Genomic DNA, 24,740 nt, shown 5'->3' on the forward strand with positions numbered 1-24,740 from the left:
CCATGATTCTACAGGGTCTTCGCTGGAGACCGAGGTTAGAACGTATTGCCGAAGGTGAACTGGATGCGTTCGACGAAGCGGCTGTCGGCATCCTTCTTACGGAACGGCACGGCGAAGTTGATGATCAGCGGCCCGATCGGCGCCTGCCACTGCAGCGACAGGCCCGTGGAGGCACGCAGTTCGCTGGCGTCGAAGGAGCCGTAGTCCTTGTAGACGTTACCGACGTCGACGAACCAGGAGACACGGGCCGTGTTCACGTCCTTCAGGAAGGGCAGGGGCAGGAACACCTGCGCCGTGCCCAGCACCTTGAACGCGCCACCGACCGGCTGGCCGTAGCTGTAGTAGCCGCCCGCGCACTGGCCCTTGCTGTTCGGCGCCGAGGACGTGCTGCCGCCGTCGCACAAGCGCGGTCCGAGGGTGTTGTCCTGGAAGCCGCGTACGTCGCGCACGCCGCCGGCGTAGTAGTTCTCCCAGAACGGGAATTCCACCTTGTCGCCCTTCTTGTAGATCGTGCTCTTGACCACCTGGCCCGTGACGGGATCGACGGTATAGCCATACCCGTCATTGTCGTAGGTCTGGCCGTAGGTCTTGCCGTAGCCGACCTGGCCGTCGAGGTAGAGCACGAAGCCCTTGCCGATCGGCCAGTAGTGGTTGGCCTCGGCGAACAGCTTGTAGTACTGCACGGTGGAGCCCGGCAGCGCGCCCGAGATCGAGGCGGTCAGCTGGCCGCCGCGGGTCGGTGCCCAGTAGCTGTTACGGGTGTCGTGGGTGTAGCCCAGGCTGGACGTCCACGAATGGATGGTCTTGTTGCCCAGGGCGTTCTGGTACGCCACCAGCTGCTGCGGCGTGTAGAACGACGTGTTGATGAGGTTCGAGCTGACGCCCAGGCTCGTCGACACCGAGTCGAAGTCGGTGATGGGGACCGACAGCGTGGTTTCGAACGACTTCGTGCTGTAGGTGTAGTTCGCCAGATCGGTATCGCCGTAATCCAGCTTGCTATAGCCCAGGTTGTAGCCGATCTGCACGCCCGAGTCGGTCAGGTACGGGTTGGTATAGCTGGCGTTGACGCGCTTGTAGTACGTGCTGGTTTCCGCGCCGATCGAGAAGCGGTCGCCGGTACCCAGGAAGTTGTTCTGCGAGACCGAGGCCGACAGGATGATGCCGGAGTACTGCGAGTAGCCGACGCCGAACATCAGCGAGCCGGCGGACTGCTCTTCGACCTTCGCGGTGAGGTCGACCTGGTCGACGGTGCCGGGCACCAGCGCCTTGTCGATGTCCACAGTCTTGAAATAGCCCAGGCGTTGCAGGCGGGTCTTCGAACGATCGATCGCGCCTTGCGAGTACCAGGCGCCTTCGAGCTGGCGCATTTCGCGGCGAAGCACTTCGTCTTCCGTACGGGTATTGCCCTGGAAGACCACGCGTCGGACATACACGCGCTTGCCCGGCTCGATGAAGAGCGTGAGGTCGGCGGTGCGCTTGTCCTTGTCGAGCTTCGGAATCGGCGTGACCTTGGCGAAGGCGTAGCCGATGTTGGCGAGGATGCCCTTGATCGCGTCGGTGCTGGCCTCGATGGCGCCACGGTTGAAGGTGTCGCCCTTATGGATGAAGACCAGCTTGCGCAGGGTGTCTTCCGGCAGGATCAGTTCGCCGAGCAGCTTCACGTCGGAGACGGTATAGACCTCGCCTTCCTTGACGCTGGCGTCCACGTACATGGCGCGCTTGTCCGGGCTGATGGCCACCTGGGTGGAATCGATGCCGAAGTCGGCGTAGCCGCGGTTCATGTAGTAGTTGCTGAGCTTTTCCAGGTCGCCCGACAGCTTCTCGCGCGAGTACTGGTCGTCCTTCGAATACCACGACAGCCAGTTCGTGGTGTTGGACTCGAAGCCCTTGCGGATGTCCTTGTCGGCGAAGGCCTTGTTACCGACGACGTTGATCTCCTTGATCTTCGCCGCCTTGCCTTCGCGGATCTCGATGTCGATCGCCACGCGATTGCGGTCGAGGCGGGTGACGTGCGGATCGACCGAGACGTTGTACTTGCCGCGGTTGTAGTACTGGCGGATCAGTTCCTGCTGCACGCGGTCGAGCGACAGGCGGTCGAAGGTCTCGCCTTCGGCCAGGCCGATTTCCTTCAGGCCCTTGCGCAGGTCGTCTTCCTTGATGTCCTTGTTGCCGCGCAGCGTGAGCTTGGCGATGGCCGGACGCTCGACGACCTTGATCACCAGGATGTCGCCCTGGCGGTCGAGTTCGACGTCGCTGAAGAACTTGGTTTGGTAAAGGGCGCGAATGGCGGCTTGCGCCTTGTCGTCGCTCAGGGTTTCACCCTTCTCGATCGGAAGGTAGCTCAGCACCGTGCCTTGCGCGATGCGCGTGAGGCCGTCGATGCGGATGTCGGAAACGACGAACGGCTCGAAGGCAAGCGCATTGGCGGACAGGGAGGCAAGCAAGATCAGGGCGGCGATACGCTTCATCGTCGATTCCGTTGGGTTAATTCCAGCCGACGGCGGACGAGGCCGGCGACCGAAGAGGAGCACGCGCAGGACTCATGCCCTGCGTCGTTCGGCGCAGGACGCGCGAGCGTCCATAGCCTGGGTGATACGGTGAGTGGGTTCCGCGCAACGCGTGGATCCCCGTCACGAGACGAGCATTCGCTGGATGTCGTTGAAGAACGCCAGCCCCATCAACGTGAACAAGAGGACGATACCCACGTACTGGCCGGCGATCATGGTGCGTTCGCTGACCGGGCTGCCTTTGATCAACTCGATAAGGTAATACAGCAGGTGTCCACCGTCCAAGACCGGGATGGGCAGGAGGTTCAAGATCGCGAGGCTCAGGGACACCAGGGCGAGGAAGTTCAGGAACCAGCCGAGGCCGCGATTGGCGGAATCGTTGGCGACCTGGGCGATGCCGATGACACCGGAGAGGTTCTTGGTGGAGGCCTCGCCGGACAGCATCTTGCCGATCAGGTTGAAGGTGGACGCGGTGCCTGTCCAGGTGGCGCGAAGCGACTCGCTGAAGGCGCGCACGGGACCGTAGCGCAACGTGGCCTCCTCCATCGGACGGGGCGCCACGCCGATCAGCCAGCGGGTGGGCTGGCCTTGCTCGGACTTCATCCGGGCGGTGATCTCGAACGTCTTGGGCTGCCCGTCGCGCTGGACGGTGACGGCGATCTTCGGCGCCAGGGCGGCCTGTTCCGGTACCAGCTTGGTGAACTCGCCGAAGTCCGACACCGGCTTGCCGTTGACGGCGAGGATGCGGTCGCCGACGCGCATGCCGGCGAGGGAGGCGGGATCGCCCGGGACCACCTGGCCGACGATGGCGGGTAATTGCAGCCCCAGGCCGAGCTGGGTGAACCGCTTGCCGATGTCGCCGTTGGCGTCGAGGTTCTGCAAGGGCAGCACGACGTCGCGCTGGGCACCGTCGGTGCCGGTGACCCGCACCGGGAGGGGATCGTTGCCGAGCAGGCCGTTGGCCAGCACTTCGGTCGCCTCGCTCCAGTTGCCCACCGGATCGCCGTTCATGGCGACGATGCGGTCGCCCGGGCGGATGCCGGCCACGGCGGCGACACTGCCGGGTTGGGCGGAGATCACGGGGGCCACGTCCGGCTTGCCGACCATGTACATGGCCCAGAACGCGGCGATGGTGAAAATGAGATTGAAGGCCGGGCCCGCCGCCACGATGGCGATGCGCTTCCAGACCGACTTGCCGGTGAATTCCTCGTCGCGCTGGGCAGGCGAGACATCGCCTTCGCGGGCGTCCAGCATCTTGACGTAGCCGCCGAGCGGAATCGCGGCGATCTGGTATTCCGTGCCGTCCTTCGCCACGCGGCGCCACAGCGGGCGGCCGAAACCGACCGAAAAGCGCAGCACGCGCACGCCACAGCGGCGCGCGACCCAGTAGTGGCCGAATTCGTGGAAGGTCACCAGCACGCCGAGCGTAACCAGCAGCCAGAACACGGAACCTAGGACAGGACTCATCGGAGAGGGAAGGTCTCGAATAAAAAACGTTTGGGTGGAGCGAGTTTAGCAGTAAGCGCGGTGAAGCACGTCCCGGGCCACCCTGCGTGCTTCGGCGTCTCGTTCCACAAGGGACTGGACATCGACCACGGGTTCGGCCGGCAGTTCCTCAAGTACCCGTTCAACGAGCTCGGCGATGCCGAGGAAGGGGAGGGTTCCAGCCAGGAAAGCCTCCACGGCCACCTCGTTGGCGGCATTGAGGATGGCCGTGGCGTCGCCGCCGGTGCGCAGGGCGGCGAACGCCAGGGCGAGGCAGCGGAAGGTTTCGGTATCGGGCTGCTCGAAGTCGAGGCGGGCGTGGGCGGCGAGATCCAGTGGGGCCACCCCCGCCTCGATCCGCTCCGGCCAGGCCAGCGCGCAGGCGATGGCCGTGCGCATGTCGGGGTTGCCCAGCTGCGCCAGCATGGAGCCATCGACGTAGTCGACCATGGAGTGGACCAGGCTTTGCGGATGCACCACCACTTCGATCGAGTCCACCGGCGCGGCGAACAGGTGGTGGGCCTCGATCACCTCCAGGCCCTTGTTCATCAGCGTGGCGGAGTCGACCGAGATCTTCCGGCCCATGGACCACTTGGGATGGGCGCAGGCCTCGTCCGGCGTGATCGCGCCCAGGTCGGCGCGCGTGCGGCCGCGGAACGGGCCACCCGAGGCGGTGAGGACGAGCCGGCGGACGCCCGAGCGATGCAGGTCGGGACGCCCGCCCGGCAGACACTGGAAGATGGCGTTGTGCTCGGAATCGATGGGAATGAGCTCGCCACCGCCATGGCGCAACGCCTCAAGCAGCAAGGCTCCACCCATCACGATGGATTCCTTGTTGGCCAGGAGCAGGCGCTTGCCCGCGCGCGCGGCGGCGAGGGTCGAGTCGAGTCCCGCCGCGCCGACGATGGCGGCCACGACGGTGTCACACAGTGGCCCCGCGGCGGCTTGGGTGACGGCCTCGTGCCCCGAGGCGATTTCGCAGCGCACCCCCGCCGCGGCGAGGCGACGGGCCAGATCCGCTTCCATCGAGGGATCGGCCACGATGGCGAGATCGGGCCGGAAGCGTTCGCACAGCTTGGCCAGCGAGGCGGTATCGCGGTTGGCCGCCAGCACGGTGGCGCGGAAGCGCCCCGGATGGCGGGCGATGACGTCGAGCGTGCTGCCGCCGATGGAGCCGGTGGCACCGAGGACGGCGACCTGGCGGATGGCCATGGCTCAGAGCCCCAGCAGCAGCTTGCCGGCGGCGAACACCGGCAGCGCGGCGAAGACGCTGTCGAGGCGATCCAGGAGTCCGCCGTGGCCGGGGAACAGGTCGCCCGAATCCTTTACCTCGGCGTGGCGCTTCATGAGGCTTTCGAAGAGGTCGCCGACCACCGCGATGGCCACGGTGACCACGCCCAGCACCGCAAGGCCGACCAGCTGCCAGCCTTCGCGCACGCCGAGCAGGAAGCCACCGAGAAGGGTGACGAGGCCGCCAGCCACGATGGCGCCGTAGACGCCGGCCCATGTCTTTCCCGGGCTGATCCGCGGGGCGAGCTTGCGCCGGCCGAAATAACGGCCGCTGAAATAGGCGCCGGTATCGGCGAACCAGACGATCACGAGGGAAAGCAGGGTCCACCAGTTGCCGCGTTCGCCGCTATGCATGAGGATCGCGGCGGCGAGAGTCGGCACGATCACGAAAGCGCCCACGCCCAGCTTGAGCATGCGGTTCTCGGCGTTCGGCGCGGCGGCGAAGGTGAAGTGGCGCAGCCAGAAGCAGCAGCCGATCCACCAGGCCACGCCGGCCAGCGTCACCACGGTGAGCAGGCCCGGCGTGCGCACGATCAACAGGGCGACGAACATCGCGGCGGCGACACCCACGACGATGCCGCGGCCGACCGGGGTGCGGCAGCCGGCCAGCAGGCTCCATTCCCATGCGGCACCGACGAAGACGATGGCGACCAGTGCGGCGAAGAAGCCGGTGGGCGGCAACAGGATCAGGGCCAGGACCAGCGGAATGAGGATCGCGGCGGTGGTGATGCGTTGTTTCAGCATGGGGTTCCGGCGTCAGCCTTTGGCGACCTGTTCGCCGGTGCGCCCGTAACGGCGCTCGCGGCGGGCATAGTCGTCGAGGGCCTCGTCGAGGCAGGCCTGGTCGACGTCGGGCCACAGGGTGTCGGTGAAATAAAGCTCGGCATAGGCGATCTGCCAGAGCAGGAAGTTGCTTACCCGGCGCTCGCCGCCGGTGCGGATGAAGAGGTCGAGCGGCGGCTGGTCGGCGAGGCAGGTGTAGCCGTGCAAGCGTGTTTCGTCGATGTCTTCGGCGTTGAACTCGCCGCGGGCGACAGCCTCCGCCGCGAGGCGGGCCGCTCGTGCGATATCCCAGCGCCCGCCGTAGTTCACCGCCACGTTCATGTTGAGCGCCGTGTTGGCGGCGGTTCGCTCCATCGCGGCGCGCATGCGTGCGCTCAACTCGGGCGCGAAGGCGTCCAGATCGCCCACGAAGCGGATGCGCACGCCGTTGCCGTGGAGTTCCTCCACTTCCTTGTCGAGCGCCTTCAGGAAGAGCTCCATCAAGGCCGAGACCTCGGTGGGTGGCCGCCGCCAGTTCTCGCTGGAGAAGGCGAACAGGGTCAGGGAGGCGATGCCGCGACGGAGGCAGAACTCCACCGCTTCCCTCACCGCCTTCTGCCCGGCGTGGTGGCCGAACGTGCGAGGGCGCAGTCGCTGCTTGGCCCAGCGGCCGTTGCCATCCATCACGATGGCGAGATGGCGTGGCACCCCGGCTTCGGGCCTCGCTGCCATGGGCAAGATCCGATGGCGCGTCAGAGCGCCATCAGCTCCTTTTCCTTTTCCTTCACCACGTCGTCCACTTCCTTGACGAACTTGTCGGTGAGCTTCTGGATGTCGTCGTCCGCGCGCTTCTGGTCGTCCTCGGTGATTTCCTTGTCCTTGAACAGCTTGGCCACGTGCTGCACGGCATCGCGACGCACGTTGCGGATGGCTACCTTGGCGGCCTCGCCTTCCTTCGCCACGCTCTTGGCGAGCTCCTTGCGGCGCTCCTCGGTCGGCGGCGGGAAGTTCAGGCGGATGTCCATGCCCATGGTGGTCGGGGTGATGCCGAGGTCGGAAGCCATGATGGCCTTCTCGATCGGGCCGACCATGCTCTTGTCGAAGGGCTTCACCGACAGGGAACGCGCGTCCGGCGTGGTCACGTTGGCCACCTGGGACAGTGGAGTGGGCGTGCCGTAGTAGGGCACGACGATATTGTCGAGGATCGAAGGGTTGGCGCGACCCGTGCGGATGGTCTTCAGGTCGTGCTTGAGCGATTCGATACTCTTGCCCATGCGGGTCTGGGCATCGTTCTTGATGTCGTTGATCATGGACGTAATTCCGGTCGAACAGGTCAGCAAGCGAGTATAGCAGCGCGCGCGGCGCGGCCGTGCCGCACCGCGCCAAGGAGGTGCCAGGGGCGACCGGGCGTCAGCCCGCGTCGACGAGGGTACCGACCGGCTCGCCCCGCATGATCCTCATGAGGTTGCCCGGCTGGGTCATGTCGTAGATGCGCAGCGGCAGCTTGTTCTCGCGGCACAGGGCGATGGCGGCGGTGTCCATCACCTCCAGGCGGCGTTCGATCACCTGGTTGTAGGTGAGGTGGTCGTAGCGCTGGGCCGTGGGATCGCGCTTGGGATCGGCCGAATAGATGCCGTCGACCTTGGTCGCTTTCAGCAGCAGGTCGGCGCCGACTTCCACGGCGCGCAGGGCGGCGGCGGAGTCGGTGGTGAAGAAGGGGTTGCCGATGCCGGCGGCGAACAGGGCCACGCGGCCCTTCTCGAGATGGCGGATCGCGCGGCGGCGGATGAAGTCCTCGCACACCTCGTTGATCTTGATCGCACTCATGGTACGGGCTTCGCCGCCGAGCTTCTCGATGGCGTCCTGCATGGCCAGCGCGTTCATGACGGTGGCGAGCATGCCCATGTGATCGCCGGTGACACGGTCCATGCCCGAGGCGGCCAGGCCGGCGCCACGGAAGATGTTGCCGCCGCCGATGACGACGCCGACCTGGACGCCGGCGTCCCGTACTTCGAGGATTTCCTTCGCGAGCCGGCCGATCACCTTGGGATCGATCCCGTAATCCTCGCTACCCATAAGGGCTTCACCGGAGAGCTTGAGCAGGATACGGCGGTGGTTCAGCGGATTGCTCATGGGGATCTCCAGATTGTGTGGGGCAAAACGCTGGCAGTTTAGCGCGCCGGGAGTCATGACAGGAATGTGAAAAACTGTCGCGCATCGCGTTTTTGGAAGCGCCGGCAGGTAGGGGCGTGGGTGGGTGCTCTTGTGGGAGCCGACTTCGTCGACGGTGGGTGCTTGCCTAAACCTGGCTCGCTGCCGCGGGATCGCCGACAAGGTCGGCTCCCACCAGGCCCGATATCGGCTCCCACCACGGCCCAAAAGTCTTCCATCAAAACCAAACAAGGGCCCGCACCGGAACCACAAAAAAGGCCGCGATCGCTCGCGGCCTCTTTCTTTCACCAGGTGGGGAGGCTTACGCCAGGCCAGCCTGCTTCATCACTTCGGCCGCGAAGTCGTCGACGACCTTCTCGATGCCTTCGCCAACAGCCAGACGCTGCACCGTGACGATCTCGGCGCCGGCCTTCTTCAGGGCCTCGGCGACGGTGACGTCGCCGTCCAGAACGTACGGCTGGCCGACCAGGGTGGCTTCGGCGAGGATCTTGTTGATCTTGCCGGTCACGATCTTGTCGAGGATGTCGGCCGGCTTGGCCTTTTCCTTGTCCGACATCTGGCTCAGCGCGATTTCCTTTTCCTTCTCGACGTAGTCGGCCGGGACGTCTTCCACCTTGATGAACTTGGGGTTCATCGCGGCGACGTGCATGGCGATGCCCTTGGCCAGCTCTTCCGAGCCGCCCTTGAGGGCAACCAGCACGCCGATGCGGCCGCTGTGGGAGTAGGCGCCGATCGGACCGTCGTTCTCGGCCTTGGCCATGCGGCGCACGTCGAACTTCTCGCCGATGGTGAGGGTGAGGGCCTTGGCGCCTTCCTCGACCGTGCCGTCGCCGAGCTTGGCGGCTTTCAGTGCCTCGATGTCGGCCACGCCGGACTCGAGGGCGACGTTGGCGACATCCTTGGTGAACTGGATGAACTGCTCGTTGCGCGAGGAGAAGTCGGTTTCGCTGTTGACTTCGACCAGGACGGCCTTGCCGGCCTTCTGGGCGACGGCGATCAGGCCTTCGGCGGCGACGCGATCAGCCTTCTTGTCCGCCTTGGCGAGGCCGTTCTTGCGCAGCCATTCCATCGCCGCTTCGATGTCGCCGTTGTTTTCGACGAGTGCCTTCTTGCACTCCATCATGCCTACGCCGGAACGCTCACGCAGTTCCTTGACGAGGCCCGCGGTGATCTCAGCCATGGTAATTCCTCAATGATTTGATGGGCGCCGCGGCGGTGGTGCCGCGGCGCCGGATGAAACGGAAGAGCGTGCTACGGGGTGGGGCGCTTACGCGCGACCACGACCACCGTCACGGCCGCCTTCGCGGCGCGGCGCACCCTTCTTGGCCGGGGCGCCACGACGCTCGCCACGCGGGGCTTCGTCCTTGGCCACCGGGTTGCCTTCCTCGTCCAGCTCGACGAACTCGTTCGCGTCGCCACGGGCGGCGTTCGGCGAAGCGGCCTTGCCTTCCAGGATGGAGTCGGCGGCGGCACGGGCGTACAGCTGGATGGCGCGGATGGCGTCGTCGTTACCCGGGATGGCGTAGTCGACGAGGGCCGGGTCGTAGTTGGTATCGACGACGGCGACGACCGGGATGCCGAGCTTGCGGGCTTCCTGGACGGCGATGTCTTCGTGGCCGATGTCCACGATGAAGAGGGCGTCCGGCAGGCGATTCATGTCCTTGATGCCGCCCAGCGAGTTCTGCAGCTTGTCGCGCTCGCGACGGCGGGCCAGCACTTCGTGCTTGACCAGGCGCTCGAACGAACCGTCGGTTTCAGCGGCCTCGAGTTCCTTCAGGCGGGCGACCGACTGCTTGACCGTACGGAAGTTGGTCAGCATGCCGCCGAGCCAGCGGGCGGTGACGAACGGCTGGCCGGCGCGCGCGGCTTCCTCGGCGAGGGCCTCGCGGGCCGAACGCTTGGTGCCGACGAACAGGATGGTGCCGCCCTTCTGGGCCAGGCCCGAGAGGAAGTTCATCGCGTCGGTGAAGAGCGGAAGCGTCTTCTCGAGGTTGATGATGTGGATCTTGCCGCGGGCGCCGAAGATGTACGGAGCCATCTTGGGGTTCCAGTAGCGGGTCTGGTGGCCGAAATGGACGCCGGCTTCCAGCATCTCGCGCATGGTGACTTGTGCCATGGAATTACTCCTGGGCGAACCGTCGAGCGGTTCTATGGGGGTTGGGACCTCCACGCATCCCCGGCTTCGACCCGGCCTGGCCGCGGCGCCTTTCGCGACGACGGTAGGACGGGCACCCCGAAGGCGGTGCCGATGCGTGTGTGGCGTTAAAAGCGACTGCCTTGCGCCGGGCCAAGAATGGCGCCGTGCGGTTACAATCGCGCTTCGATTCACCGCCGCGGTCACCTGAGAGTGACTTCGCCGGACAGCAAAACTCGCTAATTGTAGCCCCTGGACCCGCCCGGCCGCAAGCCGAGGGTGGATTTCCGGCAGGGTCGCCGCCACCTCGGGTGGCAGGCCCAATACCCTGAGGGCAAAGGAAAAAAAGAGAACCCATCATGGCAGTCGTACCGAAGACCCCCGAAGAGATCCAGGCCATGCGCGAGGCCGGCCGCCTGGCCGCCGAAGTGCTGGCCATACTCGTGCCGCACGTGAAGCCCGGTGTCACCACCGAGGAACTGGACCAGATCGCCCACGACCACATCGTGAACGTGCAGAAGGCCATCCCGGCCAACGTCGGTTACCGGGGCTATCCGAAGACCACCTGCACGTCGGTCAACCACGTGATATGCCACGGGATTCCCAGCCCCAGCAAGATCCTGAAGGACGGGGACATCGTCAACATCGACGTCACCGTGATCAAGGACGGATGGCATGGCGACACCAGCCGCATGTATTTCGTGGGCAAGCCGAGCGTGCTGGCGAAGCGCCTGGTCGATACCACCTTCGAGGCGATGATGAAGGGCATCCAGGCGGTGAAGCCGGGAGCGACCCTGGGCGACGTCGGCGCCGCGATCCAGAAGCACGCGGAGGCGGCGGGCTTCTCCGTCGTCCGGGAGTACTGCGGCCACGGCATCGGCAAGGTCTACCACGACGAGCCCCAGGTGCTGCATTACGGGCGCCCGGGCACGGGTCTGGAACTGAAGCCGGGCATGACCTTCACCATCGAGCCGATGGTGAACGCGGGTAAGCCGCAGACCAAGGCGCTGCCGGACGGCTGGACCGTGGTCACCAAGGATCATTCGCTGTCGGCGCAGTGGGAACACACGATCGCGGTGACCGAGGACGGCTTCGAAATCCTCACGCCCTGGCCGGACGCCGCCTGATGCGCTTTCGACGAGGGGGCGCCTGACCTTCGTCCGTTCCACCCCCACCACCATCGAGGGCTCCCGACGTGACGCTGCCATCGCTTCCACGCCTGCCCGCCGTGGTGCCCCGCTCGGGCGTGTCGCCCGAAGCGCGGCGTTCGCTCAGGCAGCTGCTGGGCGACGTCGATCGTGCGCTCACCGTCGCCTTCCACGACGGTGAGGATGCGTCCGCGCTGGCCCGGCGCCGGGCCGAGATCGTCGAGCGCATCGTCGTCCACACCTGGGGCGCCTGCCTGGGCGACATGGCGGCCGCGGCGTTGTTCGCCGTGGGTGGCTTCGGTCGCGGCATGCTTTTCCCCCGGTCGGACGTGGACCTCCTCGCGCTGGTAGGGGAAAGCTCGCCGGCGCTCTACCGCGCGCTGGAAAATTTCTTCGCCTGCCTGTGGGACATCGGGCTGAAGCCGGGGCACGCCGTGCGCACCACCGAGCAGTGCCGTGAACTGGCGGCGCGGGACCTGAGCGTCTTCACCAGCCTGCTCGATGCCCGGCGACTGGTCGGCTGGCCCATCCTGGGCAACGAACTCCGCGGCATCCTCGACGACCCCGAGGTATGGCCGCCACGGGCCTATCTTGCCGCCCGCCTCGCCGAACGCGATGCGCGGCATGCGCGCTACGACGACACCGCGCAGAACCTGGAGCCCAACCTGAAGGACGGCCCGGGTGGGTTGCGCACGCTCGATGCCATCCGTTGGCTGGGACGGCGCCTGGCCGACGCGGCGGATTTCGACGCCATGGTGGCCGAGGGACTATTGGAGCCGGTGGAGGCGGCCCGGCTGACCCGCGCGGAAGAGACCCTGCGTCGCTACCGCTATGCCTTGCACCTGGAGGCGGGGCGCGCCGAGGAGCGCCTGCTGTTCGATTACCAGCGGGCGCTGGCCGCGCGGCTCGGTTTCGAGGACGAGCACGCGAAGAACCTGGGTGTCGAGCAATTCATGCAGGGCTACTACCGCGCGGCCACGCAGATCGAGCGTTCGGGCACGCAACTGGTCGAACGTTTCGAGGAGATGCTCGACCCCGTGACGGAGCCACTGCCGGTCGGCAGCGACTACGTGCGCTATGGCGCGCGTATCGCGTTGCGTAATCCGCACCTGTTCATACGCCGCCCTTCGGCGCTCGTCGAAATTTTCATCGCCCGCCTCGACGAACCGGGCATCGCCGGCTTTACCGCCGAGACGATGCGGCGCATCCAGCATGCGGTTTCGGCACACGGCGAGTCGCTCGCCGACGATCCGCAGGTGCTGAGCGCCTTCCTCACGTTGCTTCGCCGCGGCGCACCCGCCGTGGAGGCCTTGTGGCGGATGAACCGGCATGGCTTGCTCGCGGCGGTGCTGCCCGCCTTCGGCAAGGTCGTGGGACGCATGCAGTACGACCTGTTCCACGTCTACACCGTCGACGAACATACGCTGCGGGTGCTGCGCAACGTCGCCCGTTTCGCCGAGCCGGCCGCTCGGCGCGATTTCCCCATCGCATGCGAGATCTGGCCGCATGTCGAAAAGCCCGAATTGTTGCTGTTGGCCGCGCTGTTCCACGACATCGCCAAGGGGCGCGGCGGCGATCATTCCATGTTGGGCGAGGAAGACGCGCGCGCCTTCTGCACGCGGCTGGGCCTTCCGGATGAGCAAGTGGAACTGGTCGCCTGGCTGGTCCGCCATCACCTGCTGATGAGCACGACGGCGCAGCGCCAGGACATCACCGATCCCGATGTCGTGCATCGCTTCGGTGCCGTGGTGGAAGACTGGGAGCACCTGGACCATCTCTACCTGTTGACCATCGCCGACATCATCGGCACGAGCCCCAAGCTGTGGAACGCATGGAAGGATCGCTTGCTCGCGGACCTCTATACGGCCACGCGCTTCGCCCTGCGCAGCGACCTCACGCCGCCCGGTCATTCGGGCGTGCGCGTGCGCGAGTGCCGCGACCGCGCCCTCGGCATGCTGGTGGCCGAGCACGTCGCCGCCGACGATATCGCCAGGGTATGGGCCGAATTTCCCGATACGAGCTTCCTGCGCCACCGGCCGGAGCAGATCGCCTGGCAGACCGCCGCCATCCTGCGCGCGCATGGCGCCACGCCGCTGGTGGAAGTGCATCCCTTCTCGGTGCGGGGCAGCACGGAACTCTTCATCTACACCCCCGACCGCGACGGCTTGTTCGCCACGGTGACGGCCGTGCTCGATCGCCTGCGCTTCTCCGTGGTGGAAGCGCGCGTCCTCGTTTCCAGCACGGGCAAGGCGCTCGATACCTTCCTCTTGCTGGAGTCGGACTCGCAGGCGCCCGCGTCGCTGCAACGGTCCGAGGAATTGCGCATGCGCATGCTGCGCGCGCTCGACCAGCCGGCGGGACAGGGACCGCCCAAGCGCAGCCTGTCGCGCCACCTGCGTCACTTCCAGATGGCGCCGCGCGTCGAGTTCGTCGACGCGGGCGAGCGCACGCAGCTCGCGCTGGTGTGCACCGATCGCCCGGGCCTGCTCGCCGCCGTGGCCCAGGCGCTGGCCGAGGCCGAAGTGCGCGTGCATGATGCGCGCATCGCCACGTTCGGCGAGCGCGTCGAAGATTTCTTCCAACTTACCGATCGCAGCAATGCTCCGTTGTCGCCCGAACGCCGGGAGATCCTGCGGGCATGCCTGCTGCGCCACATCGGTTCCGAACATCCCAGGACTTCCCACCATGCAGATGCAAACGCTTGAATCCCTGATCGACAGCGCCTTCGAGCGCCGCGCCGAACTGACCCAGAACGAGATCGAGGGCGACCTGCGCGAGGCCGTCGAGCAAGTGCTCAATTTACTCGAGTCCGGCGAACGCCGCGTGGCCGAGCCTGATGGCAACGGTGGGTGGAAGGTCAACCAGTGGCTTAAGAAGGCCGTCCTTCTTTATTTCCGCATGAACGGCAACCAGGTGGTCGATGGCGGCCCGTCGAGCGCGTTCGACAAAGTGCCGCTGCGCTTTACCGACGGCGATGCCACCGAATACGCCGCGCTCGGCGCGCGTGTCGTGCCGGGGGCGCTGGTGCGACGTGGCGCACATATCGCCAAGGACGTCGTGTTGATGCCGAGCTACACGAACATCGGTGCCCATGTCGGTGCGGGAACGATGGTCGACACCTGGGCCACGGTCGGCTCCTGTGCACAGATCGGCGCGAACGTGCACTTGTCCGGCGGCGTCGGCATCGGCGGCGTGCTCGAACCGCTGCAGGCCAATCCGACCATCATCGAAGACAACTGCTTCATCGGCGCGCGTTCCGAGGTGGTCGAGGGCGTGGTGGTGGAGAAGGGCTCGGTGATCGGCATGGGTGTGTTCCTGGGCCAGTCCACGCGTATCTTCAACCGCGCCACGGGCGAGATCAGCTATGGGCGCGTGCCCGCGGGCAGCGTCGTCGTCTCCGGCAGCCTTCCGGCGAAGGACGGCAGCCACAGTCTCTATGCGGCGATCATCGTGAAGCAGGTGGACGAAAAGACCCGCTCGAAGACCGGCATCAACGAACTCCTGCGCAGTGGCGACTGATCCATGACGATCACGGTATATGGCTTACCCAACTGCGATACCTGCAAGAAAGCGCGCAACTGGCTCACCCGCTTCGAGGTGGCACACGAATTCGTCGACTATCGCGCGAACCCGGTGCCCGCCGCCACGCTGAAGGCGTGGGCCGGCAAGCTCGGCGGTTGGGAAAAACTGGTCAACAAGGCCTCGACGACCTGGCGCACCCTGTTGCCACAGCGCAAGGACCCGCGCACCGATCCGGAGTGGACCCTCTTGCTGAAGGAATACCCGGCGCTGATCAAGCGCCCCGTGGTGGTCGAGGGCGACGAGGTGACGGTCGGCTTCAGCGACAACGCGTTCAAGAAGCGCTTCGGTAAATAGCGCCCATGTCACCTGTACTCGAACTCACCCACGATCTCATTCGCCGCCGCTCCGTGACGCCCGACGATGCCGGCTGCCTGCCGTTGATCGCGGAGCGGCTGGCCACGCTTGGCTTCCACATCGAGCATCTGCGCTTCGGCGACGTCGACAATCTTTGGGCCACCCATGGAAGCGACGGTCCCGTGCTGGCCTTTCTTGGACACACGGATGTCGTGCCGCCGGGTCCCGAAGACGCATGGCGTTCGCCGCCCTTCGAGCCTACGGAGCACGACGGTATGCTCTACGGTCGCGGCGCGGCCGACATGAAGGGCTCGGTGGCGGCGATGGTCGTCGCCCTGGAGCGCTTTGTCAGGGCCCATCCGGCGCATCCGGGAACGGTCGGCCTGCTGTTGACCAGCGACGAGGAAGGCGCGGCCTTGCACGGCGTGCGCGAGGTAGTCGAACATTTCGCGAAAACCGGCCGGCGCATCGACGCGTGCGTTGTCGGCGAACCTTCCGCGAAGGCGAGGCTTGGCGACCTCATTCGCGTGGGACGTCGAGGTTCGCTTTCCGGCACGTTGACCGTACGCGGGGTCCAGGGCCACGTGGCGTACCCCGAAAAGGCGAAGAATCCGATTCACAGCTTCGCTCCCGCACTGGCGGCGCTCACCGCGGAGCGGTGGGACGAGGGCAACGCGGACTTCCCGCCGACCTCGTTCCAGGTGTCGAACATCCATGCCGGCACGGGCGCGAACAACGTCGTCCCCGGTGACCTCGTGGCGTTGATCAACTTCCGCTATTCCACGGCGAGCACGGCCGATGGACTGCGTGAGCGTGCCGAAGCGATCCTTCGTGCGCACGGCGTGGATTTCTCGATCGACTGGCACCTGTCCGGCCATCCGTTCCTTGCCACGCCGGGTGGCCGCTTGCGCGAGGTGGTCGTCGGGGTGTGCCGCGACCTGTGCGGCATCGATCCGGAACAGAGCACCGGCGGCGGTACCTCGGATGGCCGTTTTATCGCGCCTATGGGTGCGGAGGTGATCGAGTTGGGACCGGTCAACGCGACCATCCACAAGGTGGACGAATGCGTGTCGGTCGCCGATCTCGAAAGGCTTCCCGACCTTTACGAAGCCATCTGCGAGCGCATGTCGGGCTGACGGCCCACGCCATCGGCGGCGTAGCCCCGATGGATGCCCGGTGATTTCCCCACGAAGCTTTCCAGGCTCGATAAGGAGCTACACGTGGGAAACACATGAGAGCCTATTTGCACGCCGGAATGGTCGCGCTCGTCGCCGCGGGGACGTCCCTGCCGGCATCGGGCATGACTCGCGATGAAGCGAGCGTCGGCGAACTGACCATCCTGACGCTGGGACCCGATGAGGACATCGCCGATGTCCGCCAGCAGCTTGAGGACTGGCTCGATTCAGGGGTCAGGGTCGCATTGACGGGGCCGTCGTCCATTCTGGACGAGGTAAGGCCAGAGGGTATCCACGCCTGGCCGTCGACGAATACGATCGTTCTCGATCCGGGCGCCGGCCTGGGCATCTTCGGCTTCGATGCGGCAGATGCCGCTCAACGCATCGCGATCCTGCGCGAATGGCCCTGGGCGGATGACCCGGAAATGGCGCTGCGAATGCGTCGCTCGGGCCACGGACCATCCGGCGGTGCCCGTCTTCACAGCGTGACATTCGACCTGTCGGCGACATCGCCATCGGCAGCCTGCCAGTCGTTTCGCCGCAAAATGACATCGTCGCTCTTCAGTTCGACTGCTCCGACGGGCGAAGAGCGGCGTGCATTCCGCAAGGAGATGCGGCGCTGGTGCCAATATGGCAACGTATCGTTTCGCCAGGCGGACATGGGCGAGGTACGCATCGAGCCCTTTCAATGGAGCCTCGATCCCCGGCTGAGCGTGCTGGCCGAGTGGGCGCTGCTCCGGAACGAAGACCCCGTCGATTCCCGCACGGTGACCTATCTGTTCTGGGCGAAGACGGTGGGTGACGGTGCCGGCAGCGGATTCTCCCGCCAGGATGGCCGCGAAGCCTATTTCGACGACAAACACGGGGGCATCACCCGACTTCTCGACGCATCCATTCATAGTGGATGGGGTCCCCTCGCAGGCGACAACCTCATCAGCTCCTGGCCGTTGACCTCAAGCTATCCAGGCACGGGCAATGTGAATATCTTCATCTGCGAGCGACCCGGCGAACGGGAGCGTCCCCAGTGCCCGCGAGAACTGCGGTTGCGAGGTCTGTTCCCCGCCGACTCATCCGATGGCGTCGTTACCGTATCGCTTGCCGAGCGATTCATTGTCGGCGGTACCGCGCAAGCCAACATTTCCGCGGACAACGCAGGAAAGCTGACGCCCGGTTTCTCCTTCAGCCTGAACGTCGTGCAAGCCAAGACCAAAACCGCTCAGTCAAGCATGCAACTGGCGCAGACGCGGAGCAATGCGGACACGGTGTTCTACCGGACGACTCGCTGGACACCCGACGTTCCCGCGATCTATCGCTGGATCAATTCGCGCAACCACCGAGGCAACCTCGCCCAGGCGACACCTCTGGCCGCCACGCTCAATCCTCACTACGAAATCCTGTGGGAGTTACCCCTGAAAGGTAACGAAGGGCGCAGACTCGCGTACCACATGGTCTACGAAGCCGGTTGGAACACCTGCTTCAATGGGCCCAACTGCACGACGCATCTGTGGCCACCGGACCGTACCTTCGCGCCCAAGTCGCGGATGTTCTGGAAGGACAGCCTGAGGCTGAAGATCCCCGGGAAATAGGAGCGCTTGCCTGACCTCGGTGAGGCAATCTGCAAGCGCATGCCGCGCTGACCGCCGACAACCGGCGGGGCGCGCTCCCTATTGGTGAGCGCGCTGGCAACGGCGAAGCTCTCCCGGCTCGATTTCGGGCGGACGTATGGATGCGAATATGAAAGCCTTTACACGCACCGCATTGGCGATACTCGTCACTTCTGGCGCATGCCAGCCAGTACTCGCGATGACCGAGGACGGCACCAGTGTCGCCGACCTTATGATCCTGACCGTGGACGACGAAGACGATCTTGTCGAGGCGGAGCTGAAGATCGAGGCATGGCTCGACGAGGGGAAGCGCATCGCTCTGACGGGTTCCTCGTCGATACTGAGCATACTCAAGCCCGATGGTGTCTATGCATGGCCGGCGACCAACACCATCGTTCTCGATCCGGCAGATGGATTGGGAGTATTCGGTTTCGATGCCACCGACGCCGCCCATCGCCTGGCGGTCCTGGCGGGATGGACATGGGCCGAGGCGGGTGATGTCGACGAATCGGCGGGGCGCGTTCCCCGCTCCATCGAGGAGCCACGCCGTTCCTTCGACGTGAGTTTCGATCTGTCGGCGCCATCCCCGTCATCGGTTTGCCGCGCCTTTCGCAGGAAACTGGCCACCACGCTATTCAGTCATCGGCTTCCGATGCGTGACGAAATGCGTGCCTTCGCCAGCGAAATCCGACGTTGGTGCCAATACGGGAACCTCTCGGTACATCTCGCGGCGTCGCCGCAGTTCACGCTTGCCCCCTTTCGGACCACCGACGAGCCTCGACTGAGCCTGGTTACCGAATGGGCGTTGCTGCGTAACGACGACCCCATCGAGCCAAAAGGAACGACCTTCCTGTTCTGGGTCAAGACAGTGAGTGAGGGGGGTGGCAGCGGTTTCGGACGTCGTGAAGGTACCGAGGCCTATTTCGACGCGTACCGAGGTGGATTGCGGCGCTTGCTCGACGCGTCCATCCACAGCGGCTGGGGACCTATCGCATATGACAGTCTCGCGTCGGCATGGCCGTCGAACTCCTCCTTTCCCAGAACGGGAAATGTGCAGGCGTTTCTTTGCGACGGACCGCAGGGACCCGAACTCTTCGGGTGTCCCCGGAGGCCCCGACTGCGGTCCCTGTATCCGGCTGACTCCTTCGACGGCATCGTGACCGTATCCCAGGCCGAGCGCTTTATTGTCGGCGGGACCGCGCAGGCAGGTGTTTCTGCGGACAATGCGGGGAAGATCACGCCGAGCATCGGTTTCACCTTGAATGTCGTGCAGGCGAAAACGGATACCGCGCAATCGCAAATGCAACTGGTACAGACGCGCTCCAACACCGACACGGTGTTTTACCGGACCACCCGGTGGACCCCCGACATACGCGCCATTTATCGATGGATCAACGCCCGCGATCACAAGGGGAGCCTCGCCCAGGCGACGCCGCTTGCAGCCACGCTGAATCCCCAGTACGAGATCGTCTGGGAATTGCCGCTACAAGGCAACGAAGGACGGAACCTTTCCTACAACATGATCTACGAAGCGGGATGGAACACCTGTTTCAACGGTACCAACTGCTCCACCCATGTGCGGCCGCCGGACCCCACGCTGCAGGCGAAGGCGCGGGTGGGCTGGAAGGATCGCATCACGCTGATGGTTCCCTACGATTGATGCAGCTCAGCGTCGCTTCGGAAACACCGCGATCATGCCCGCATACGGTTTGGTCATGAAGGCAGGCGCCCCCGTGTAGCCATCGTCGGGGGTGTAGGCCTGCGAGATCGTGCCATCGAGGAACAAGGCATCGCGGCAACCGATCTCGTCGCGAAACAGGCGAGCGAAGCTATGGAAGTTCACAGGCGCACGGCTGACCACGAAGATAACCTCGTGCGGTGACCTCGCGCACACGCCGCTGCGCCATTTCATGCTGTCCGAACCGTTGTCGAACTGTGTGTTGATCTCGCCATCGATGACCAGCATGGGCCCCGACTGCGTGGCCCAGCGCGGCTTTCGGCCGGCAGCGCGGAAGGCTTCGCTCGTGCGTACTTCCGCGCTGCCGTCGTCGTACACCGCGAATACGCCGTTGGGCAACAGGGAGAAGTTGCCTGAGCGCGGATTGCCGTGTGCGAGGTTGAGCGGAACGATGGTCTTTCCATTCTCGACATAGAGACCCAACGGCTTGAATTCACGGTCATAGATGCCCGCGTTCGTGGCGAAGACCAGCGGGCGTCCTTTATGGGCGGTCCAGGTCTTCAGCGCCTCGAGGCCGCCAAAAGGCTGGCCGCTGTCCGGATTGCGCCAGTACAGCTCGATGTCCTCGCGGCGGGTATTCACCGTGACAGTGAAATAGGACTGGCTGTCGAATACCACATCGCGACCATCGAGGGCATCCGCCGGGTCCGCGCAACCGATGGCCAGCCCGGCGAGGGCGCCGACGGCGAGAAGGCGAAGGGCGAGATGACTGAACATACGGGGGAGGAGGGGATGGAGCATCCGCCGATGTTCGCCGGGGCCGTCGGGCAGCGCAAGGGCCGATGACGCGACTTTCGTGTGGAGGGCGTAAACTCCCGGGTTTTTCCGCGATCTCTCCACCGCCATGCCCTATACGCCCATCGTCGCCACGCTCGGCTATGTGTTGTCGCCGGATGGACAGCACGTCCTCATGATCCACCGCAACGCCCGCAAGGACGACCATCACCTCGGAAAGTACAACGGCCTGGGTGGCAAGATGGAGCCGGGCGAGGACATCGCCGCCTGCATGCGCCGCGAGATCAGGGAAGAGGCGGGCATCGAGTGCCTGGAAATGCGCTTGCGCGGCACGCTGAATTGGCCCGGCTTCGGCAAGCATGGCGAAGACTGGCTGGGCTTCATCTTCGTGGTGACCCGTTTCGAGGGGACGCCGCTGGAATCGAACCACGAGGGTGCGCTGGAATGGGTGGCGCTGGAAAGCCTGCACGACCTTCCCATGTGGGAAGGCGACCGACATTTCCTGCCGCTGGTGTTCGATGCCGACCCACGGCCGTTCCATGGCGTGATGCCGTACAAGGACGGGCGCATGGTGTCCTGGGATTTCACCCGGCTGTAGAAGTTTCGCCGCTGAAGCGGCTCCCACACCCTGCCTGGCGATCCAGGCATGTGGGCGCTTTGTGTGGGAGCCGCTTCAGCGGCGATGGCCCCGGCAGGGACCCATAACCTCAGCCTGTCGTCTCGATCCGCTCCACGCGCCGCAGGCCGCGCGGCAACACGCCGCCTCGGGTGGCGCGATTGCCGCCGTACTCGACGAGGTCGGCCCACCGCAGGGTGAGCTTGCGCTGCCCCGCATACAGGGTGACCTCGCCCTTGCCTTCGGTGACCACGGCGACACCGACCACGCGCTCTTCGCCGGAGGCCAGCTTGGCCTTCGGGACTTCGATGAGCTTGTTGCCCTTGCCCTTGTCCAGTTCCGGCAGCTCGGCCACCGAGAACATCAGCAGATGGCCCTCGCTGGTGACGACGACGATACGGTCGCGCGACGGGTCGGCGGTGATCGCCGGCGCCAGCACGCGCGCGCCATCGCTGAGCGAAATGATCTGCTTGCCTGCCTTCTGGCGACCCGTGAGCGCCTCGAAACGGGTGACGAAGCCATAGCCGAAATCGGTGGACAGGATGACGCGGGTGTCGTTGTCCGCGGCGACCACGGCATCGAAGCGCGCACCCGCCGGCGGGCTGAACCGGCCAGTGAGCGGCTCGCCGTTACCGCGAGCCGACGGCAGCGTATGCGCCGGCGTGGCGTAGGCACGGCCGGTGGAGTCGATGAAGGCCACTTGCTGCGTCGTACGCGCACGCGCCACGCCCAACAGGCTGTCGCCATCGCGGTAGGAGAGCGCCTCGCCGTCGATGTCGTGGCCCTTGCCCGCGCGCACCCAGCCCTTTTGCGAGAGCACCACGGTGACCGGCTCGGACACGACCAGCGCGCTTTCGTCCAGTGCCTGGGCGGCGCTGCGCTCGATCAGCGGTGACCGGCGCTCGTCGCCGTACTTCTCGGCGTCGTTGCGCAGTTCGTCCTTGATGAGGCCCTTGAGCTTGGCCGGCGATTTCAGGAACACGTTGATGCGGGCGCGCTCTTCCTCGAGCTTGTCGCGTTCCTCGTTGATCTTGAACTCTTCGAGACGCGCCAGCTGGCGCAGCTTCGTCTCGAGGATGTAGTCGGCCTGTTCGTCGTCGAGCTTGAAGCGCGCCATCAGGATCGGCTTCGGCTCGTCCTCGGTACGGACGATGCGGATCACCTCGTCGATATTGAGGTAGGCGATGCGCAGCGCTTCCAGCAGGTGGAGGCGTCGTTCCACGCGGCCCAGGCGATGGTTCAGGCGCCGGGTGACCGTGTCGGTGCGGAAGCGCAGCCATTCGCTGAGGATGACCTTCAGGTCCTTCACCTGCGGGCGCCCATCCAGGCCGATCATGTTCAGGTTGACGCGGAAACTCTTCTCCAGGTCGGTCGTGGCGAAGAGGTGCTGCATCATTTCCTCCACGTCCACGCGGTTCGAACGCGGCACGAGCACGAGGCGGATCGGGTTCTCGTGATCGGACTCGTCGCGGAGGTCCTCGATCATCGGCAGTTTCTTGGCGCGCATCTGCGCGGCGATCTGCTCGAGGATCTTCGAGGGGGAGACCTGGTGCGGAAGGGCGGTGATGACGATATTGCCGTCGTCGCGCTCGTACACGGCTCGGGCGCGGATCGAGCCGGTGCCGTTCTGGTACATCGCCTGGATCTCGCGGCGCGGCGTGATGATCTCGGCCGTGGTCGGGTAATCCGGCCCGTGCACGTGCTCGCAGAGGTCGGTGATCGTCGCGTCCGGGTCGTCGAGCAGGCGGATGCAGGCGCTGGCGACCTCGCGCAGGTTGTGCGGTGGAATATCGGTGGCCATGCCCACGGCGATACCCATGGAGCCGTTCAACAGTACGTGCGGTACGCGAGCGGGCAACCAGGAGGGTTCCTCGAGCGTACCGTCGAAGTTCGGCACCCAGTCGGTCGTGCCGTGGCCGAGCTCGGACAGGAGCACTTCGGCGATCGGCGTCAGGCGCGACTCCGTGTAGCGCATGGCCGCGAAGCTCTTCGGGTCGTCCGGCGAGCCGAAGTTGCCGTGGCCATCCACCAGCGGGTAACGGTAGGAGAACGGCTGGGCCATGAGGACCATCGCCTCGTAGCACGCCGAATCGCCATGCGGATGGAACTTGCCGATGACGTCGCCGATGGTGCGGGCCGACTTCTTCGGCTTGGCCGTGGCCGCGAGGCTGAGCTCGCTCATGGCGTAGATGATGCGGCGCTGCACCGGCTTCAGCCCGTCGCCCACGAAGGGCAGGGCGCGGTCCAGCACCACGTACATGGAGTAATCGAGATAGGCCCGCTCAGCGTAGTCCTTGAGCGGGATCTGTTCGTAATTGGCTTGCAAATTCATGGGCTTGAGCATCCGGCTGGCGCGCCACGGCGCGTCGTTAACCGGAGGATGGTGCCAGAAAGGCGTCTCAGGAGCGAAGACCGGGCCCGGGCGCCCATCAGTTCAAGGGCTTGCCGGCGTCCACGTCCTTCAGGAACTTGACCAGCCCGGCGAAGTACGTCTTCTGGTCGTCGTACATCGCCATGTGCGAGCCCTGCGGGCAAAGCAGGAAACGGGCGTCGGGCATCTTCTTCGCCATCGCTTCCATGTAGGCGGGGTCCATCGTGTCGTAGCGGGCGCCGATAACCAGGGTGGGTACCTTGATGGTCTTCAATGCCTGGCTGCGGTCCCAGTGCAGCAGCTTGCCGCTGGCGCCCAGCTCGCTGGGGCCCTGCATGGCCACGTAGATCTGCTGGTTGAGCCGCGAGAACGCCCGTTCCACCGGGTCGGGCCATTGGGCGGCCGGCATGCGCAGGATGTGCTGCTCGTAGTGCATGGGCATGAGCAGGGCCATGTACGCCGGGTCGTCGGTCTTGTGCTCGGCTTCCAGGCGCTTTACCTCGGCGAGTTTTTTCTGGTCCATCGCCGGCATCAATACCTTGCTGGCGTAGGCGTTGTACGCCGGGATGCTGTCCATCATGTTGGAGATGACCAGGCCCTTGAGGTGCTGCGGGTACTTCAACGCGTACTCGATGGCCAGCACGCCACCCCAGGAATGGCCGAGGAGGTAGAAATTGTTCTTGTCCAGGTGCAGGGCCGTGCGTACCTGCTCCACTTCGTCGACGAAGCGGGGGATCTCCCAAAGCGACTCGTCCTTGGGATTGTCGCTGAAGGCCGAGCCGAGCTGGTCGTAGTAGTAGTACTCGATGCCCTCGCCGGGGAAATAACTGTCGAAGGCTTCGAAATACTCGTGCGTGGCGCCCGGACCGCCGTGCAACAGGAGAACCTTGATGCGCGGATTGTTGCCGACGCGCTTGGTCCACACCTTGAATTTGCCTTTCGGCGTGTCGATGACGATCGTCTTCACCCCGCCCGAGAGCACATCGTCGCGGCCGGTGTTGTCGAAGTAGGAGGAGGTCGTGGCGGCGGGCGCCGTGCCCGCCTGTGCGCCTAGTGCGACAAGGCAGACCATAAGGGTGGCAAGTAGTCGTCGCATCGAAGTACCCCTTGAAGTGTGTTGATCGTCA

Annotated in this window: 20 protein-coding genes; 8 read left to right on the plus strand and 12 right to left on the minus strand. The window is 65.3% G+C overall.

Translation table 11 applies throughout. The features are described from left to right. Window positions 1–35: 35 nt before the first annotated feature. The 9 genes from bamA to rpsB all read right to left on the minus strand — a co-directional run bounded on the left by bamA (window position 36) and on the right by rpsB (window position 10,332). Window positions 36–2,468 (minus strand): outer membrane protein assembly factor BamA, encoded by a 2,433-nt coding sequence (gene bamA / locus ACN9M2_RS04745; protein WP_426287006.1) that lies wholly within the window; start codon window positions 2,466–2,468, stop codon window positions 36–38. 162 nt (window positions 2,469–2,630) lie between these two features. Next, a complete protein-coding gene (gene rseP, locus ACN9M2_RS04750) occupies window positions 2,631–3,974 on the minus strand; it encodes an RIP metalloprotease RseP (RefSeq protein ID WP_426287007.1) in 1,344 nt (447 codons plus the stop codon). Between the two features lie 45 nt (window positions 3,975–4,019). Further along, window positions 4,020–5,198 (minus strand): 1-deoxy-D-xylulose-5-phosphate reductoisomerase, encoded by a 1,179-nt coding sequence (locus ACN9M2_RS04755; RefSeq protein ID WP_426287866.1) that lies wholly within the window; start codon window positions 5,196–5,198, stop codon window positions 4,020–4,022. A 9-nt stretch (window positions 5,199–5,207) separates the two neighbouring features. After that, complete coding sequence (locus ACN9M2_RS04760; RefSeq protein WP_426287008.1) at window positions 5,208–6,026, minus strand: phosphatidate cytidylyltransferase; 819 nt, start codon at window positions 6,024–6,026, stop codon at window positions 5,208–5,210. A 12-nt stretch (window positions 6,027–6,038) separates the two neighbouring features. Continuing rightward, window positions 6,039–6,776, minus strand: a complete 738-nt coding sequence (uppS, locus tag ACN9M2_RS04765; protein ID WP_426287009.1) for a polyprenyl diphosphate synthase — start codon at window positions 6,774–6,776, stop codon at window positions 6,039–6,041. 20 nt (window positions 6,777–6,796) lie between these two features. Continuing rightward, entirely contained in the window at window positions 6,797–7,354 is a 558-nt protein-coding gene (frr, locus tag ACN9M2_RS04770; protein ID WP_426287010.1) for a ribosome recycling factor, read from the minus strand. A 100-nt stretch (window positions 7,355–7,454) separates the two neighbouring features. Next, entirely contained in the window at window positions 7,455–8,177 is a 723-nt protein-coding gene (gene pyrH, locus ACN9M2_RS04775) for a UMP kinase (RefSeq protein WP_426287011.1), read from the minus strand. A gap of 340 nt (window positions 8,178–8,517) precedes the next feature. Then, window positions 8,518–9,396, minus strand: a complete 879-nt coding sequence (gene tsf, locus ACN9M2_RS04780) for a translation elongation factor Ts (protein WP_426287012.1) — start codon at window positions 9,394–9,396, stop codon at window positions 8,518–8,520. 87 nt (window positions 9,397–9,483) lie between these two features. After that, complete coding sequence (gene rpsB, locus ACN9M2_RS04785; protein ID WP_426287013.1) at window positions 9,484–10,332, minus strand: 30S ribosomal protein S2; 849 nt, start codon at window positions 10,330–10,332, stop codon at window positions 9,484–9,486. A gap of 377 nt (window positions 10,333–10,709) precedes the next feature. On the opposite strand from rpsB, the gene map reads away from it, so the two are divergent. The 7 genes from map to ACN9M2_RS04820 all read left to right on the plus strand — a co-directional run bounded on the left by map (window position 10,710) and on the right by ACN9M2_RS04820 (window position 19,813). Continuing rightward, the gene (map, locus tag ACN9M2_RS04790; protein ID WP_426287014.1) at window positions 10,710–11,477 is read left to right on the plus strand and encodes a type I methionyl aminopeptidase; all 768 of its coding nucleotides are present in this window, start codon (window positions 10,710–10,712) and stop codon (window positions 11,475–11,477) included. Between the two features lie 68 nt (window positions 11,478–11,545). After that, window positions 11,546–14,203 (plus strand): [protein-PII] uridylyltransferase, encoded by a 2,658-nt coding sequence (gene glnD / locus ACN9M2_RS04795; RefSeq protein WP_426287015.1) that lies wholly within the window; start codon window positions 11,546–11,548, stop codon window positions 14,201–14,203. Continuing rightward, a complete protein-coding gene (dapD, locus tag ACN9M2_RS04800) occupies window positions 14,097–15,017 on the plus strand; it encodes a 2,3,4,5-tetrahydropyridine-2,6-dicarboxylate N-succinyltransferase (RefSeq protein WP_426287016.1) in 921 nt (306 codons plus the stop codon). The genes glnD and dapD overlap by 107 nt, the downstream gene beginning before the upstream one ends. Window positions 15,018–15,020: 3 nt before the next feature. Further along, on the plus strand, window positions 15,021–15,374 hold the full coding sequence (locus ACN9M2_RS04805) for an arsenate reductase (RefSeq protein WP_426287017.1): 354 nt from the start codon (window positions 15,021–15,023) through the stop codon (window positions 15,372–15,374). Between the two features lie 5 nt (window positions 15,375–15,379). Next, complete coding sequence (gene dapE, locus ACN9M2_RS04810) at window positions 15,380–16,510, plus strand: succinyl-diaminopimelate desuccinylase (RefSeq protein WP_426287018.1); 1,131 nt, start codon at window positions 15,380–15,382, stop codon at window positions 16,508–16,510. Between the two features lie 119 nt (window positions 16,511–16,629). Then, complete coding sequence (locus tag ACN9M2_RS04815; RefSeq protein ID WP_426287019.1) at window positions 16,630–18,135, plus strand: hypothetical protein; 1,506 nt, start codon at window positions 16,630–16,632, stop codon at window positions 18,133–18,135. A 136-nt stretch (window positions 18,136–18,271) separates the two neighbouring features. Continuing rightward, the gene (locus ACN9M2_RS04820) at window positions 18,272–19,813 is read left to right on the plus strand and encodes a hypothetical protein (RefSeq protein ID WP_426287020.1); all 1,542 of its coding nucleotides are present in this window, start codon (window positions 18,272–18,274) and stop codon (window positions 19,811–19,813) included. A 6-nt stretch (window positions 19,814–19,819) separates the two neighbouring features. Here ACN9M2_RS04820 and ACN9M2_RS04825 read toward each other — a convergent pair whose 3' ends face one another. Then, window positions 19,820–20,632 (minus strand): phosphodiester glycosidase family protein, encoded by an 813-nt coding sequence (locus tag ACN9M2_RS04825; RefSeq protein ID WP_426287021.1) that lies wholly within the window; start codon window positions 20,630–20,632, stop codon window positions 19,820–19,822. A gap of 103 nt (window positions 20,633–20,735) precedes the next feature. Here ACN9M2_RS04825 and ACN9M2_RS04830 point away from each other — a divergent pair, with 103 nt between their 5' ends. Then, window positions 20,736–21,224 (plus strand): NUDIX hydrolase, encoded by a 489-nt coding sequence (locus ACN9M2_RS04830; protein ID WP_426287022.1) that lies wholly within the window; start codon window positions 20,736–20,738, stop codon window positions 21,222–21,224. Window positions 21,225–21,333: 109 nt separating this feature from the next. Here the strand turns inward: ACN9M2_RS04830 and parC are convergent, their stop codons facing one another. Further along, window positions 21,334–23,574, minus strand: coding sequence for a DNA topoisomerase IV subunit A (parC, locus tag ACN9M2_RS04835; RefSeq protein WP_426287023.1), 2,241 nt, complete (start codon window positions 23,572–23,574; stop codon window positions 21,334–21,336). A 97-nt stretch (window positions 23,575–23,671) separates the two neighbouring features. Continuing rightward, window positions 23,672–24,709, minus strand: coding sequence for a proline iminopeptidase-family hydrolase (locus ACN9M2_RS04840; protein ID WP_426287024.1), 1,038 nt, complete (start codon window positions 24,707–24,709; stop codon window positions 23,672–23,674). Window positions 24,710–24,740 lie beyond the last annotated feature (31 nt).

This window comes from Luteibacter sp. E-22 (assembly GCF_049913125.1).
GTDB lineage: Bacteria > Pseudomonadota > Gammaproteobacteria > Xanthomonadales > Rhodanobacteraceae > Luteibacter.

Coding starts and splice junctions, on each gene's coding strand:
- ACN9M2_RS04805 (WP_426287017.1), top strand. CDS start 15,021: ATGACGATCACGGTATATGGCTTACCCAACTGCGATACCTGCAAGAAA.
- ACN9M2_RS04825 (WP_426287021.1), bottom strand. CDS start 20,632: ATGCTCCATCCCCTCCTCCCCCGTATGTTCAGTCATCTCGCCCTTCGC.
- ACN9M2_RS04820 (WP_426287020.1), top strand. CDS start 18,272: ATGGATGCGAATATGAAAGCCTTTACACGCACCGCATTGGCGATACTC.
- ACN9M2_RS04815 (WP_426287019.1), top strand. CDS start 16,630: ATGGTCGCGCTCGTCGCCGCGGGGACGTCCCTGCCGGCATCGGGCATG.
- pyrH (WP_426287011.1), bottom strand. CDS start 8,177: ATGAGCAATCCGCTGAACCACCGCCGTATCCTGCTCAAGCTCTCCGGT.
- dapE (WP_426287018.1), top strand. CDS start 15,380: ATGTCACCTGTACTCGAACTCACCCACGATCTCATTCGCCGCCGCTCC.
- bamA (WP_426287006.1), bottom strand. CDS start 2,468: ATGAAGCGTATCGCCGCCCTGATCTTGCTTGCCTCCCTGTCCGCCAAT.
- parC (WP_426287023.1), bottom strand. CDS start 23,574: ATGAATTTGCAAGCCAATTACGAACAGATCCCGCTCAAGGACTACGCT.
- tsf (WP_426287012.1), bottom strand. CDS start 9,396: ATGGCTGAGATCACCGCGGGCCTCGTCAAGGAACTGCGTGAGCGTTCC.
- frr (WP_426287010.1), bottom strand. CDS start 7,354: ATGATCAACGACATCAAGAACGATGCCCAGACCCGCATGGGCAAGAGT.
- ACN9M2_RS04760 (WP_426287008.1), bottom strand. CDS start 6,026: ATGCTGAAACAACGCATCACCACCGCCGCGATCCTCATTCCGCTGGTC.
- map (WP_426287014.1), top strand. CDS start 10,710: ATGGCAGTCGTACCGAAGACCCCCGAAGAGATCCAGGCCATGCGCGAG.
- ACN9M2_RS04840 (WP_426287024.1), bottom strand. CDS start 24,709: ATGCGACGACTACTTGCCACCCTTATGGTCTGCCTTGTCGCACTAGGC.
- rpsB (WP_426287013.1), bottom strand. CDS start 10,332: ATGGCACAAGTCACCATGCGCGAGATGCTGGAAGCCGGCGTCCATTTC.
- ACN9M2_RS04830 (WP_426287022.1), top strand. CDS start 20,736: ATGCCCTATACGCCCATCGTCGCCACGCTCGGCTATGTGTTGTCGCCG.
- dapD (WP_426287016.1), top strand. CDS start 14,097: ATGCTCCGTTGTCGCCCGAACGCCGGGAGATCCTGCGGGCATGCCTGC.
- uppS (WP_426287009.1), bottom strand. CDS start 6,776: ATGGCAGCGAGGCCCGAAGCCGGGGTGCCACGCCATCTCGCCATCGTG.
- rseP (WP_426287007.1), bottom strand. CDS start 3,974: ATGAGTCCTGTCCTAGGTTCCGTGTTCTGGCTGCTGGTTACGCTCGGC.